At 41.0% G+C, this 15,410-nt stretch carries 12 protein-coding genes and 1 pseudogene; all 13 read right to left on the minus strand.

Annotated features, from left to right (window positions below; genetic code table 11):
• Positions 1 to 27: 27 nt before the first annotated feature.
• The gene (locus tag ACLHDF_RS06460; protein WP_413918274.1) at positions 28 to 831 is read right to left on the minus strand and encodes a transporter substrate-binding domain-containing protein; all 804 of its coding nucleotides are present in this window, start codon (positions 829 to 831) and stop codon (positions 28 to 30) included.
• Positions 832 to 1,111: 280 nt separating this feature from the next.
• A complete protein-coding gene (locus tag ACLHDF_RS06465; RefSeq protein WP_413918098.1) occupies positions 1,112 to 1,549 on the minus strand; it encodes a BrxA/BrxB family bacilliredoxin in 438 nt (145 codons plus the stop codon).
• Between the two features lie 193 nt (positions 1,550 to 1,742).
• Positions 1,743 to 2,738, minus strand: coding sequence for a methylmalonyl Co-A mutase-associated GTPase MeaB (gene meaB, locus ACLHDF_RS06470; RefSeq protein ID WP_413918099.1), 996 nt, complete (start codon positions 2,736 to 2,738; stop codon positions 1,743 to 1,745).
• Between the two features lie 16 nt (positions 2,739 to 2,754).
• Complete coding sequence (scpA, locus tag ACLHDF_RS06475; protein ID WP_413918100.1) at positions 2,755 to 4,905, minus strand: methylmalonyl-CoA mutase; 2,151 nt, start codon at positions 4,903 to 4,905, stop codon at positions 2,755 to 2,757.
• Complete coding sequence (locus tag ACLHDF_RS06480; protein ID WP_413918101.1) at positions 4,898 to 6,937, minus strand: acyl-CoA mutase large subunit family protein; 2,040 nt, start codon at positions 6,935 to 6,937, stop codon at positions 4,898 to 4,900. Before ACLHDF_RS06480 ends, scpA begins: the two co-directional genes overlap by 8 nt.
• Positions 6,938 to 7,410: 473 nt before the next feature.
• Positions 7,411 to 8,256 (minus strand): dihydrolipoamide acetyltransferase family protein, encoded by an 846-nt coding sequence (locus tag ACLHDF_RS06485; RefSeq protein WP_413918275.1) that lies wholly within the window; start codon positions 8,254 to 8,256, stop codon positions 7,411 to 7,413.
• Positions 8,235 to 8,670, minus strand: a pseudogene (locus tag ACLHDF_RS06490) (biotin/lipoyl-containing protein); the annotation flags it as partial. The pseudogene ACLHDF_RS06490 and the gene ACLHDF_RS06485, both read right to left, overlap by 22 nt.
• A 15-nt stretch (positions 8,671 to 8,685) precedes the next feature.
• Entirely contained in the window at positions 8,686 to 9,669 is a 984-nt protein-coding gene (locus ACLHDF_RS06495) for an alpha-ketoacid dehydrogenase subunit beta (protein ID WP_413918102.1), read from the minus strand.
• Positions 9,670 to 9,681: 12 nt separating this feature from the next.
• A complete protein-coding gene (locus tag ACLHDF_RS06500) occupies positions 9,682 to 10,674 on the minus strand; it encodes a thiamine pyrophosphate-dependent dehydrogenase E1 component subunit alpha (RefSeq protein ID WP_413918103.1) in 993 nt (330 codons plus the stop codon).
• 20 nt (positions 10,675 to 10,694) lie between these two features.
• Entirely contained in the window at positions 10,695 to 12,116 is a 1,422-nt protein-coding gene (gene lpdA, locus ACLHDF_RS06505) for a dihydrolipoyl dehydrogenase (RefSeq protein ID WP_413918104.1), read from the minus strand.
• Between the two features lie 28 nt (positions 12,117 to 12,144).
• Positions 12,145 to 13,224 (minus strand): butyrate kinase, encoded by a 1,080-nt coding sequence (gene buk / locus ACLHDF_RS06510; protein ID WP_413918276.1) that lies wholly within the window; start codon positions 13,222 to 13,224, stop codon positions 12,145 to 12,147.
• Positions 13,225 to 13,320: 96 nt separating this feature from the next.
• Positions 13,321 to 14,424, minus strand: a complete 1,104-nt coding sequence (bcd, locus tag ACLHDF_RS06515; protein WP_013059125.1) for a branched-chain amino acid dehydrogenase — start codon at positions 14,422 to 14,424, stop codon at positions 13,321 to 13,323.
• Between the two features lie 12 nt (positions 14,425 to 14,436).
• Positions 14,437 to 15,396, minus strand: a complete 960-nt coding sequence (gene yqiS, locus ACLHDF_RS06520; RefSeq protein ID WP_413918105.1) for a phosphate butyryltransferase — start codon at positions 15,394 to 15,396, stop codon at positions 14,437 to 14,439.
• Positions 15,397 to 15,410 lie beyond the last annotated feature (14 nt).

Consider the following 15,410-nt stretch of genomic DNA (forward strand, 5'->3'; position numbering starts at 1 on the left):
AGTTCCATTCCTCTCTAACTATCATTCTTATTTTTGATCGTCAAACCACTTAACGATTAATTTATCTAATTCACCGTTTTCTTTCATTTTCTTTAATTCATGGTTAAAGTCATCCGTTAGCTTGCTGTCTTTAGGAAATGCAATTGCTGATCCTTTGTTTGAATTTGAGCGTCCTGTCTCAGACATTTGCAAGTTCTTGTCTTTTTCTACATACCCTTTAGCTACTGTATCTTCAATGATTGCTGCATCGATACGATTTGATTTCATTTCTTGAATTAGTTCTGGAATACGGTCACGCGTTGTTACTTTTACTCCGTCTACTTCTTTTTCAATTTCTTTTGCTTCATCTGCTTGAATAGAAGAAGTTTGTACACCGACTGTTTTTCCTTTTAGTTCTTCTGCATTTTTAATTGGTGCATCTTTCTTCGATACAATCATATTTTTTGCTTCATAATATACGTCTGAGAAGTCCACGTTCTTTTTACGCTTTTCAGTTGGCGTCATACCAGCTAAAACTAAATCGACTTTATTAGATTGTAAAGCTGGAATTAATCCGCCAAATTCCATATCTTTTACCTGTACGTCATAACCTAATTTTTTACCGATTGCTTTTGCTAAATCTACGTCAAATCCAATCGCTTCACTATCACCTTTTGCTGTATCAATATATTCAAATGGTGGGTAATCTGCTGATGTTCCCATTACTAATATTTTTTTATCCTTGTCGTCGCTGCTTGCTCCGCCATTAGACGTTCCTTCTCCCGCTCCACATGCAGCTAAAACGCCTGCCGTTAAGAGACCAATTGCCGTTACCGATAACCACTTCTTCAATTTCATTTTCGTTCCCCCTAGTTTATTCCTTACATTATTTTTTAAAAATTAATAATATTATGAAATAAGTTTTTTGCTATTGCAAGTAAATGTCGAAATTTAAATATATATTCATATAAATGTATTTTAACACAACGTTATAAATATGCAATATCTTTTTTAAATATAAGTTTCACTATTTGAAAATACCTTTTCTCAACATTTTCCACTCTCCATAAAGCCTGCATATAGATAGGTAAAAAAATGCAAAAAAAAGAAGCCGCACAAAACGGCTTCTCTATTACACTTCTTCACAATGCTGTTCGAATGCTTCCTGCAGCTTCATGACAACTGACATCGGCTCATGGCCTTCAATTTCGTGACGCTCTACCATTGTGATAATTTTTCCATCTTTTAATAATGCGAAAGATGGAGATGAAGGCGGATAACCTTCAAAGTATTCGCGTGCACGTGCAGTTGCTTCTTTATCTTGCCCTGCAAATACTGTAACCAAGTTTGTTGGACGTTTATCATAATGTACAGCGTGCGCTGCAGCAGGTCTTGCAATCCCCCCTGCACAACCGCAAACTGAATTCACCATTACAAGCGTTGTGCCAGACTTTTTAAACGTTTCATCTACCTCTTCAGCCGTTGTTAATTCTGTATAACCAGCTGCTGTAATTTCTTTACGGGCTTGACGAACAACGTCGTTCATAAACAAATTAAAATCGATATTCATTTTCATACCTCCCTTTTGGTATCTATTCTTTATCATAGCAAACGAAAACTAAAAAGGCGATTGCTTTGACTCATTTTTTCTTGGTAATCAAGATTAAACAAGAAAAGAAATGGTGATACTATTTTTACACCTAGAAAACCATACTCTTAACTCCCTAGTGTAGAAGGATCCATATGAAATGCAGGGTCCTTTTTTATATTCCCTTCATCGACTGCTGATAGATTTTAATTAAGTGCTCGAGAGCTTCAGCCATTGTGACGTCTCCCGTCATCATTTGTTTTTCAACATCCACTAGCGCTTGCTTAACGAGAGAATGTTCATAAAATGATTCTTGTAAATATTCATTAACACTTGCTTGCAGCCATGCCTTCATTTGTTTTTTCCTGACTGCATAAAACAGATCATTTTTATTCATCCATTCTCTATAGTCACAAATTACCTTCCACAAGTGTTGAAATGATGCTTCTTCATAAGCAGAAGTTGTGATTACCTGTGGTTTCCATCCTCCTGAATGACCGTGAAGAAAACCGATTACGCTTTTGTATTCTTTTGCCGTAACTTCTGCTTTCAAACGGTTCTCTCCATCTGCTTTATTTACACAAATTAGATTAACCCATTCAAGCAGCCCTTTTTTAATTCCTTGCAAATCATCTCCCGCTCCAGTTAAAGCAAGTAGAACAAAGAAGTCTACCATCTCTTTTACAATCATTTCACCTTGGCCAACACCCATCGTTTCGACAAATATGATATTATACCCAGCCGCTTCACAAAGAAAAATTGCTTCTCTCGTTTTAAGGTGGACGCCTCCAAGCGTTCCTTGAGAAGGCGAAGGTCGGACAAAAGCGTTCTCTTGTTTGGTAAGCAACTCCATTCTAGTTTTATCTCCTAAAATACTTCCTCCGGAAAGGGTACTGCTTGGATCGACTGCCAAAACCGCAACAGAATGGCCATTTTTGCATAAATACGACCCGAATTTGTCAATCAACGTACTTTTTCCTGCTCCGGGGACCCCCGTAAAACCAATGCGCACTGAACGCCCTGTATGAGGATAGATTTCTTTAATCAGCTGTTGTGCTATTACTTTATGCTTTGGAGCTTTACTTTCAATTAAGGTAATGGCTTGAGCTAATGCTGTTCTTTTTCCTTCAAGCAGCCCTTGTTTATAATCTTTTACCGTTTTTAATTTCACCAATTGCCTTCACCAACTATTCTTCTAACCGTTTCTTTATTTCATGTAAGACGGAAACGGCCGCTTTTGGGATTACTGTTCCAGGTCCAAAGATAGCAGAAGCACCGTGCTCTAAAAGAAATGAGTAGTCTTGTTTAGGAATAACGCCTCCGACAATGACAACAATATCGTCGCGTTCTAATTTTTTTAACTCATCAACAAGCTGGGGCAGCAACGTTTTATGCCCAGCTGCTAAAGAGCTTATGCCAATTACATGTACGTCATTTTCTACAGCTTGCCTTGCTGTTTCTTCAGGCGTTTGAAATAAAGGACCGATATCAACATCAAATCCCAGGTCAGCAAAGGCTGTTGCAATTACTTTCGACCCTCTGTCATGACCGTCTTGCCCCATTTTCGCCACTAAAATCCTCGGCCGTCTTCCTTCTTCCTCTAAAAATTCAGCCGTAAGCTTTCGAACTCCTTCTATTTGATCTCGATGCGCAAACTCCGCGCTGTATACACCGCTGACTGACTTCGAAGTAGCCTGATGTCTTCCGGCCACTTTCTCAATAGCTTCTGAAATTTCGCCTAGTGTAGCTCTCGCTCTCGCAGCTTCAACCGCAAAAGCAAGGAGATTTCCTTCGCCTGTTTTGGCACAGTTCGTCAGCTGTTTCAACGCTTCGACTACCGCTTGTTCGTTACGTTCACTACGTATTTGTTTTAACTTTTCCAGCTGTTTCATTCGAACTGCTGTGTTATCAATATCAAGAATATCAAGAGGTTCTTCTTGTTCCGGCTGGAACTGATTAACACCTACAATAATTTCTACTTGCGAGTCTATTCTTGCTTGTCTGCGCGCAGCGGCTTCTTCTATCTTCATTTTCGGTACACCTGCTTCTATTGCTTTTGTCATTCCGCCCAGCTGCTCTATTTCTTCAAGGTGCTTCCACGCTTTTATCATTAATTCATTGGTTAATGATTCCACATAATAAGAGCCTCCCCAAGGATCAATCACTGAACAAATCTCGGTTTCGTTTTGCAAATAAAGCTGCGTATTTCGGGCAATTCTAGCTGAAAAATCAGTCGGAAGAGCGATCGCTTCATCGAGCGCGTTTGTATGAAGCGACTGCGTATGGCCTGATACTGCAGCCAGAGCTTCGACACATGTTCTAATGACATTATTAAATGGGTCCTGCTCCGTTAGGCTCCATCCGGACGTTTGAGAATGCGTTCTAAGAGCTAGAGATTTAGGATTATCCGGCTCAAACTGTTTCATTAGTTTTGCCCACAGCAGCCGCCCTGCTCTCATTTTTGCTACTTCCATAAAATAGTTCATGCCAATTGCCCAGAAAAATGATACCCTCGGGGCAAACGCATCAATTGAAATTCCTGCTTTCAAGCCGGTTCGCACATATTCAAGTCCGTCTGCAAGCGTATAAGCAAGCTCTAAGTCTGCCGGAGCACCTGCTTCTTGCATATGATAGCCTGATATGCTGATACTGTTAAATTTCGGCATGTATTCTGCTGTATATTTAAAGATATCCGCTATGATTCGCATTGACATCTCAGGAGGATAAATGTACGTATTGCGCACCATATATTCTTTTAAAATATCGTTTTGAATTGTTCCAGCCAGCTTTTCTTTTTTCACCCCTTGTTCTTCAGCTGTTACGATGTAGAAAGCCAAAACAGGAAGCACCGCCCCGTTCATCGTCATCGACACAGACATTTGATCAAGCGGAATCCCTTCAAACAACTGCTTCATATCAATCATTGAATCAATCGCCACGCCTGCTTTCCCTACGTCTCCAACAACTCTTGGATGATCAGAGTCATAGCCTCGGTGGGTAGCGAGGTCAAATGCAACGGACAGCCCTTTCTGTCCAGCAGCTAAATTGCGGCGGTAAAAGGCATTGCTTTCCTCCGCCGTTGAGTATCCTGCATACTGCCTAATTGTCCAAGGCCGATTCACGTACATCGTTGCATACGGCCCTCTTACAAACGGAGGGATACCAGGTGCAAAGTGAATAAAGTCGAGGTTATCTCTGTCTTCTTTTGAATACACTGATTTTAATTCAATTTGTTCATTTGTTTGAAAAGCAGTGAATGAACTTTGAGCCACGCCATCTTCTCTTTGCTGCTTTGAAAATGATAATGGAATATTAGAAAAAGAAGGCTTTTTATACATGAACCTCTACCTCCAAAGCACATAATAACTTCTTAACGCATTGAATAACATTCGTCTTAGGGTGTATGACGCTCATTACACCTTTTTGCTGCCACTGCGTTTTACGTGATACATGTTCTTCACCCACTACATACACATAAACCGAATCTTCCTCAAAATAAGTCATCGCCTTTGTTAAGAGCTTCTCGACAAGCTCATCACTTCCACAAATTACATATGCTTCATGTTTTTGTTCATTCATCCAATCTGCTATCTCGACATAAGAATCTATGTTTTTAATCGTTTCACACGCAAACCCTGCGCTTTCAAATAAAGACCGGGCAATCTCAGCTTTTTTACGGCTGCTAGAATCGGCGAGCTCCATAATCCCAATGCTCATTCCCTTTGTATACACCCGTATTTGTTCAAACTTCTCTGCTGCTCTCCACTTAGTAAGCGGCACTACTTTTTCAGGCCGTGACTGCTTCGACATTTGCTTTAGCATCCATCCTGCTGTTACCACCCCTTTAGAAGCCAGCTTTGTATAGTCGTCTAGTGAAAGAGTTGATGGGGACTCCGAAGCATGCTGGTCACTGTATTTATCCATTTTTCTTTCTTCTTTTTTAAACGGGGTGCTTTTTATCTCTTGCGATGAAGCTTGTTGCTTAGGAGCATAGTGTGTGACTCCGATCAAGCGCTCAATTCGACACTCTATATTCTCTTGTCTTTTTACTCTCATTTGTTCAACTTCATCTTGAACTCGCCCTTGTTTTAAAGCTTCTTCCATTCCGCCGCGGTCTTCAATATCACCAAATAACTCCCAAGCTTTTATCATTAGTTCATGTGTGTAAGCTTCAACGTACCAAGAGCCTCCGGCAGGATCCATTACTTTTGATATATGTGTTTCATGCTGCAAAATTAAGTGAGTATTACGGGCAAGGCGATGAGCAAACTGAGAAGATGAGGATGTAACAGAATCATATGGTTCAATATGCAGACTATCCGCTCCTCCTACAATAGAAGCAAAAGCTTGAACCGTGCTCCTTAATGCATTTGTATACATGTCTTCTTTAGACTGTGTAAGATGGGACGTTTCCGTGTGGATAAACGGTACTGAAACGACCGTTTCATCAAAAGCACGAACCACATTTGCCCAAAGCATGCGAAAAGCACGAAGTTTTGATATTTCCATAAATAAATGTGAGCTAATTGAAAAAGAAAAGGTCATGTGAGGTAAAACTTGATGTAAGGACAAACCGCGTTTCATGCATTCGTCAATATACTGTACTCCTGTGGCAAGCATATAAGCTAGTTCTTGAACGGTATTTGCACCGCTGTTATGGTAAGGAATGCTTGATACAATGATCGTTTTGAGCTCTGGAGCATTACTGTGAGCCAAACGCGTTGCATAAGCTAAATGATCGTATAAATCTCGAGTAAAGAGTGGAACTCTTCCGTATTCAGCAAGTGTGCCGAGCGGATCCATTCCAACCGTGCCTGTTAACTGTCTCATATCAAAGTCATGATCAACACAGTATGCTTTTAGAAAAGACAGAAGTGGAACAGATGTGCATCCTGTATTTAAAAATAAAGGAACGGCTTCAAGAGCTACATGTTGAAACAAATGAGCAACATCCTCTAAAGTAGAAATGGAAACGCCTGAGTCTACTTCAGCTTCAGTGGCTTCATGAATATCTTTTCCTTGCCTCATTGCTTCACTGCACGTAAAAGCAGCCGTATTTTGTCCATTTCTCAAACTGTTTAAAAGAAGTTTATTGCTTTCTTTAATAGAAGGTAAGTCGATTTTTTGGGTGATTTCCCATTCTCCTAATATGTATGATTCTTTACCGGCTCCCCTTAAACAATCTATTTCCGCCAGATTCTGCTGCAAATAGTCTAAATGCGCCGTATCACTTTCAAAATAAAGCGGTTTCAAAAAGATGTTTTCTAACGTTTCTTTTGGGCGGAGCGCGGCGTTTTTGCTAACTTCCTGTGCCCAATCTTCTTTAGGTGTACGTGTAAATTCATGAAATGATAATGTATTTGTTTTCATTCCCATGCCCCTTTACAGTTAATAGCTGCCTGCTAAACCTAGATGATTACACTTTGAAGTTTAATGATTCTTCTTTTATTTTAATACATCTTTTACAAATTGTTCAATCATTGCTTCAAAATAAAAAGAGGCCGGGACATAATTAAATCATTCTAATCTAAGGAAGGACAAATGGGATAAAGGAGCTAGTATGGAGCGCTTGTTACACGGCTGTTGATTTCCATGCAAGACTTCGCTTTCCGCAGGCGGCTGGTGAGCCTCATCGTCGCTTACGCTCCTGCGGGGTATCCCATTCCGCTTGCCCCGCAGGAGTCTTCGTCTTGCCCTCCAATCAACAGCTAGAAACAACTACATGCATGAAACCTACGTTTACAATCACTATGAAAAAATCCGAACGAGTTAGATTCTTTATCAAGAATCTAACTCGTTCGGATCTTCCTTCAGCTAAACTGCTTTTGTCCCAGCCTCTTTTTTTAATATATGGACGTATTCTCTTTAGACGTGGATTCTAAGATATCTTTCACTCTTGCCAAAAATCTGCCGCACACTAAACCGTCTAACACGCGGTGATCAAGCGATAAACATAAGTTAACCATATCTCTAACAGCAATCATGTTATCAATAATAACCGGACGTTTTACAATAGATTCTACTTGTAAAATAGCCGCTTGCGGGTAATTAATGATTCCCATTGATTGTACGGAACCAAATGAACCTGTGTTATTAACGGTAAACGTTCCGCCTTGCATGTCTTCAGACTTCAATGAACCCGTACGAACTTTTTGCGCGAGCTCTGTAATTTCACGTGCAATGCCTTTGATTGTCTTTTCATCAGCTTGTTTAATAACTGGAACAAACAAAGCATCGTCTGTTGCAACAGCAATGGATACATTAATATCTTTTTTCTGTACAATACGGTCTCCTGCCCACATTGAATTCATTTGAGGGAATTCTTTTAAAGCCTGAGCCACCGCTTTTACGAAGAAAGCAAAATACGTTAAGTTAAAACCTTCTTTTTGTTTGAACTCTTTCTTTAATGAATCACGATAAGAAACTAAGTTCGTTACATCGACTTCAACCATTGTCCATGCATGCGGAATTTCATGCTTGCTGCGGAGCATATTTGCTGCAATAGCTTTGCGCACGCCTGTAACAGGGATTTCTTGATCTCCTGCTGCAGAAACAACCGGCGTAGGCTGCTGCGTTTTTGGAGCAGCTGCTGCTATAGGTGCTTCTGTTTGAACTGTTGATGCAGGTGTTTCTTTTACTTCAACAGCTCCACCTTTTTCGATAACCGCTAAAATATCTTTTCTCGTAATGCGGCCGCCCGCACCTGTTCCTGTCACGGTATCTAAATTAATATTATGTTCTTGTGACAGGCGCATAACAGCTGGAGAGTATCGGCTTTTATTTGATTGACTGTCCGCTGTCTTTGGCGCTGATTCTTCTACAGTCTTATCAGAAGCTTCCTGTTCTTTTTGAGGTACAGTTCCTTCTACTTCAATTAAGCAAATCACTTCTCCCACGGGTAAGGTATCGTCTTCACCTGCAATTAACTCTTTAATTGTTCCACTAAAAGAAGAAGGCACTTCAGCATTTACTTTATCCGTCATGACTTCAGCTAACGGGTCATACTTATTTACGTGATCTCCAACAGAAACGAGCCATTTGCTAATCGTACCTTCTGTTACACTTTCACCGAGCTGCGGCATCGTAATTTTTTCAATAGCCAATTGATACAACTCCTTTTAAAATTGAGCTAATTCTCTCATTGCTTTTTCTACTTTATCTGGATTCACCATAAAATGTTTTTCCATTGTTGGTGCATAAGGCATAGCTGGAACATCAGGTCCAGCAAGACGCTGAATCGGCGCATCTAAATCAAATAAGCAATGTTCAGCAATAATAGCTGCTACTTCGCTCATAATACTGCCTTCTTTGTTGTCTTCCGTTACAAGCAGTACTTTACCTGTTTTAGAGGCTGCTTCAATAATAGCCTCCTTATCAAGCGGATAGACCGTTCTTAAATCTAAGATGTGTGCTGAAATACCGTCTGCTTCCAGTTTTTCAGCAGCTTGAAGAGCAAAGTGTACACAAAGACCATATGTAATAACCGTGATGTCGTCTCCTTCTCTCTTTACATCTGCTTTTCCAATCGGAAGTACATAATCATCTTCAGGCACTTCTCCTTTAATCAAACGATAAGCACGCTTATGCTCAAAGAAAAGGACTGGATCATCATCACGAATAGCTGCTTTTAATAATCCTTTTACGTCATAAGGCGTAGAAGGCATCACAATTTTTAATCCTGGCGTATTGGCAAATAGTGCTTCAACAGATTGAGAATGATAAAGAGCACCGTGAACCCCGCCGCCGTAAGGAGCACGAATCGTAATTGGACAATTCCAATCATTATTAGAACGGTAGCGAATTTTTGCTGCTTCTGACACAATTTGATTGACTGCAGGCATAATAAAATCAGCAAACTGCATTTCAGCAATCGGACGCATTCCGTACATTGCCGCTCCGATTCCTACACCTGCAATGGCAGACTCTGCAAGAGGTGTGTCAATGACTCTTTCTTCTCCGAACTGTTCGTACAGTCCGTTGGTTGCTTTAAATACGCCGCCTTTTTTCCCTACGTCTTCTCCTAGTACAAACACGCGGGAATCTCTTTCCATTTCTTCACGAATGGCCATTGTTACTGCATCAATATATGAAATAACCGGCATATGTTCTCCTCCTTACTCACCGTACACGTATTTTAAAGCCGATTCCGCTTCTGCATAAGGAGCGTTTTCAGCATAATCTGTTGCATCATTAACGATGCTCATAATATCATCAAGCATTTGTTTTTCTCGTTCATCGGTTAACACGTTAACCTCTTTTAAATAAGTGGCAAAGTACACAAGCGGATCACTCTTTTTAGCTTCAGACAATTCTTCTGCTCCGCGATATGCACGATCATCGTCGTCACTTGAGTGGGCCGTCAAACGTTCTGAAACAGTTTCAATAAGAGTAGGTCCCTCTCCTCTGGATGCACGATCTCTTGCTTCTTTTACCACTCTGTATACTTCGAGTACGTCGTTTCCATCAATTGTGTAGCCTGGCATGCCATACCCAATCGCACGATCAGATACCTTTGCGCAGCCTAGCTGCTTTTCAACCGGAACAGAGATCGCATACTTGTTATTTTCACACATAAAGATAACAGGAAGCTTATGAACACCTGCAAAGTTCGCGCCTTCATGGAAATCTCCTTGGTTGGAAGATCCTTCTCCAAACGTGACAAACGTTACTAAGTCTTTTTTCTCTAATCGGCCTGCTAAAGCGATTCCTACTGCGTGAGGCACCTGTGTTGTAACTGGGGAAGATCCTGTTACAATTCGCTTTTCTTTATAACCAAAGTGACCTGGCATTTGACGACCTCCTGAGTTTGGATCTTCCGCTTTAGCAAACCCAGAAAGCATTAAATCGCGCGCAGTCATTCCAAATGCTAGCACAACACCTAGATCACGGTAATAAGGTAATATGTAATCATTTTCTCTGTTTAAGGCAAAAGCTGCGCCAACTTGAGCGGCTTCTTGACCTTGGCATGAAATAACAAACGGCACCTTCCCAGCACGATTTAATAGCCACATACGCTCATCAATTTTTCGTGCAAGCAGCATAGTGCGATACATTTCAAGTACTTGTTCATCAGTTAATCCTAATGACTCATGACGGTTTTTTGTCATGTTTAAACCTCCTTTAATCATCAAAAATGAATCGCTTTTCCATCCACCGCTAATGAAGCTTCTCCCATCGCTTCTGAAAGGCTAGGGTGAGGATGAATGGTATGAGCAATTTCCCATGGTGTAGCATCCAATACCTTGGCAAGACCCGCTTCAGAAATCATATCTGTCACGTGAGGGCCAATCATATGCACACCAAGCACATCATTTGTAGCGGCGTTGGCAATAATTTTAACAAATCCCTCTGCCTCTCCATATACAAGAGCTTTTCCAACGGCTTTAAATGGAAACTTTCCAACTTTCAGCTGAAATCCTTGCTGTTTTGCTTCCTGTTCTGTTAATCCTACACTTGCTGCTTCCGGACTGCTGTATACGCATTTAGAGATTGTTGTATAATCAATCTTCAAAGGCTTTTCACCATGTAAATGCTCAACAGCTACAATTCCTTCATGAGAAGCTACATGTGCAAGCTGCAGTCCACCAATCACATCTCCGATTGCGTAGATATGAGATTCTTTCGTTTGATAAAAATCATTCGTGGCAATCACACCGTTTTCTACTACAATATCGGTATTCTCAAGACCGATTCCTTCCACATTTGCTTGACGCCCTACAGATACAAGCAGCTTTTCCGCTTCATATTCTTGTATACCGTCTCCTACTTGAGCCGAAATTTTCACCTGCCCATCAATAGATAATGTATCAGCCATTACTTTAGCAGAAGTAATAATAGTAACTCCTTTTGCTTTTAAAAGCTTGGTCATTTCGCGGGAGATATCTTGATCTTCCGTTGGTAAGATACGATCGCTGTATTCAACAACCGTTACATCCACATCAAAATCTGTAAGCATTGACGCCCATTCAATTCCAATGACGCCGCCTCCCACAATAATAATAGAAGCAGGAAGTGTTTCCATCTTTAATGCTTCATCTGAAGTAATTACTTTCTCTCCGTCAATCGTTAAGCCGGGCAATGTTCTAGGACGAGAACCTGTTGCCACAATTACATTCTTTGGAATAAGCATTTCGTTTTCTTCGCCGCTCTTTAATTCGACGGAGATAGTTCCTGGCATAGGAGAAAAAATAGAAGGCCCTAAAATACGTCCAATTCCTTCATATACGTCAATTTTACCTTTTTTCATTAACTGTTTGACACCATTATGTAACTGTGAAACAATTTCTGACTTTCGTTCTTGTACACGTGCATAATTCAATATCACATTGGATGTTTCTACGCCAAACCCACTGCTTTTTTTAGTGGTTTGATAGACTTCTGCACTTCTTAGTAAAGCTTTGCTTGGGATACATCCCGCGTGCAGGCATGTGCCTCCTAACTTATTTTTTTCCACAACCGCTACTGATAGACCTAACTGCGAGGCACGAATAGCTGCTACGTACCCTCCGGTTCCACCGCCAAGAATGACCAAATCGTATTCTTTTGCCACACCGCTTCACACCTTTCTTCAAACGCTATTAAGCGCCTTTATATTCCTTCACTTCTTCTTCACCTGTAAGCACTCGGAGAGCCCCTTCAGCTAGCGCTTGAAGCTCATTTTCTCCAGGATAAACAATGACATCTGCAATCCACTTTACATGATCAATAATCAGCTCAACAAATTCTTTTGAATAAGCAATGCCTCCCGTTAAAATAATGGCATCTACCTTTCCATGTAAAACCGTACCGGCGGCTCCAATTTCCTTTGAAATTTGATAAGCCATTGCTTCGTAGATAAGCTTAGCTTTTTCGTTTCCTTTTTTCACTAACGCTTCGACCTTCTGCACGTCAGATGTGCCCAAATACCCAACAAGCCCACCTTTTCCCACAAGCATTTTCATAATTTCCTCACGGTAATACTGACCTGAAAAGCAAAGACGAACTAATTCACCAACCGGTACACCTCCAGCACGCTCTGGACTAAAAGGACCGTCGCCGTGCAGACCATTGTTCACATCAATCACTTTTCCGCATCTGTGAACTCCAACGGTAATACCTCCCCCCATATGGGTAACGATAACGTTCATTTGTTCATATGTGCTATTCATTTCTTTAGCGACTTTTCGAGCAACCGATTTTTGATTCAGCGCGTGAAAGATACTTTTTCTTTCCATAAAAGGAGTTCCTGAGATTCGGGCGATGTCGCTGAGCTCATCTACCACAACCGGATCAACAATGTACGCCGGAATATTTAATCCAGACGCAATCTCAAACGCTAAAATCCCTCCTAAATTTGAAGCATGATGGCCGGCGTAACCGTCTTTCAAATCTTTGAGCATCGCTTGATTTACTTCGTATGTTCCGCCTTCAATCGGGCGTAAAAGGCCCCCTCTTCCACATACTGCACTTAATTTAGATAAATTAATCCCTTCTTCATCAAGTGCCTCTAAAATCGAGTTTTTACGGAACTCATACTGTGCATATATCGTGTCAAACTGATTCATTTTCTGTGCATCGTAGCGGATTGTTCGATCAAAAATTGGTTTATCGTTGTGAAATACACCAATTTTTGTGGACGTTGAACCCGGATTTATTATCAGCATTCGATATTCCTGCATATCCAACACATGTCCTCCTACCTTCTCATTCTCATAAACGAAGGCTAGGTCGAAAGGATCTCATTTATTCCTTTTGCCTAGCCTTCAGCTCAAACATTAGCGCGTATGACGTCTACTTAAAATATGCTGTCCATTTTGTAAAAATTGACTGCGTGAACGACGCAGCTTTTCAATTCTTTCTTCAGCTAAGCGATCTGCTGCTAGATAGGTTGGAATGCCATCTCGTTTTGAGATTTCAACTACCTTTTCAATATTATCATAAATACCTTCAACTTTTTTCAGCGCACGCTCACGGTTATACCCAACTAGCTCATCAGCTACGTTAATAACGCCTCCTGCGTTAATAACATAGTCCGGGGCATATACGATGCCTAATTCATGAATTAAATCACCGTGACGCGTTTCTTTCAATTGATTATTAGCTGCCCCTGCAATAACTTTTGCTTTTATTTGAGGGATCGTTTCATCGTTAATCGTTGCTCCGAGTGCACAAGGAGCATAGATATCACATTCTACACCATAAATATCGTTCGGGTCTACTGCTTGCGCACCAAATTCTTCTACCGCACGCTGAACAGCTTCTTTATTAATATCTGTTACAATAAGTTTCGCTCCTTCTTCGTGAAGGTGGCGACATAAATTATACGCTACGTTTCCTACACCTTGGACAGCTACTACTTTTCCTTCCAGCATATCTGTTCCAAACGCTTCTTTTGCTGCTGCTTTAATTCCTCGGTATACACCGTATGCCGTAACTGGTGATGGATTGCCTGATGAACCAAAAGCAGGAGATACGCCTGTTACATAATCCGTTTCCTCATATACAATATCCATATCCTCTACAGTTGTGCCCACATCTTCTGCTGTAATATATCGACCATTTAACCCTTGAATAAAGCGACCAAATGCACGGAACATCGCTTCATTTTTATCTTTGCGAGGATCTCCGATAATAACCGTTTTTCCTCCTCCCAAATTCAAGCCTGCTGCTGCATTTTTATACGTCATTCCGCGTGATAGACGAAGCGCATCTTCAATTGCAGCCTCTTCTGATTCATATGTCCACATTCTCGTACCACCTAGAGCTGGCCCAATCGTTGTATCGTGAATCGCAATAATGGCTTTTAAGCCTGAATCTTTATCTTGGCAAAATAATAATTGCTCATAATCGTATGTTTCCATATAGTCAAAAATTTTCATTGTTAGTGCCTCCTAAGAATTCTGTTGAGCGACGCTGATAGCGAGCGCCAGTGAGTATAATTTACTTTCTGCTGAATCTGCTCTTGATGTTAAGACGACTGGAGCTTTAGCCCCCGCTAGAACAGCTCCAACTTTTGCTTTAGCAAAATAAACAAGAGATTTATATAGGACGTTCCCTGTTTCAATAGCAGGAACGAGTAATATATCTGCTTGGCCGGCAACTTCACTTTGAATACCTTTTTGCTTGGCTGCCTCTACATTAATGGCATTATCGAGTGCTAATGGTCCATCAATAACGCAGCCCTTGATTTGTCCTCTGCGGTTCATCTGCGTAAGAAGTGCAGCCTCTACTGTTGCAGACATTAAAGGGTTCACAACTTCAACCGCTGCAATAGGAGCTACCTTTGGTACCTCTATCCCAATTGCGTGAGCAACGTTCACCGCATTTTCAATGATTTGAACTTTCTCTTCAAGAGACGGCGTAATATTCATAGCCGCATCTGTTACAAGAATAGGGCGGTCATAGTAAGGAACATCAAACACAGCTACGTGTGATAAAACGTTTCCTGTACGCAAACCGTGCTCTTTATTTAACACAGCTTTTAAAATAAGTGATGTGGATAAATTTCCTTTCATGACGATATGCGCTTGACCTTGCTGAACTGAACGCACAGCTAATTGAGCCGCTTCTAAAACAGAGTCCGTATGTACAACCGTCACAGCCTTGTGAGTTAGTAAGGATGGGCGGTACTGCCTGAATAATTCATTAATTGTCGTTTCGTTGCCAAACAAAATAAATCTTGAAACTTCCTTTGACACAGCTTCATGCACTGCCTCAATTGTTTCCAAGTCTTCGGCCGCAGCAACAGCAACAGTCAACGAAGATTGCTTAGCAACCCGAGATAAGATGGTAGCAAGAGTCATGGAATGTTCGACCTCTCCTTTTTCATTCTGTCTTTTGCCCCATTTCAAAGAGCATACCTGCC

This window comes from Priestia megaterium (assembly GCF_046599315.1).
GTDB classification, from domain to species: Bacteria; Bacillota; Bacilli; order Bacillales; family Bacillaceae_H; genus Priestia; species Priestia megaterium_F.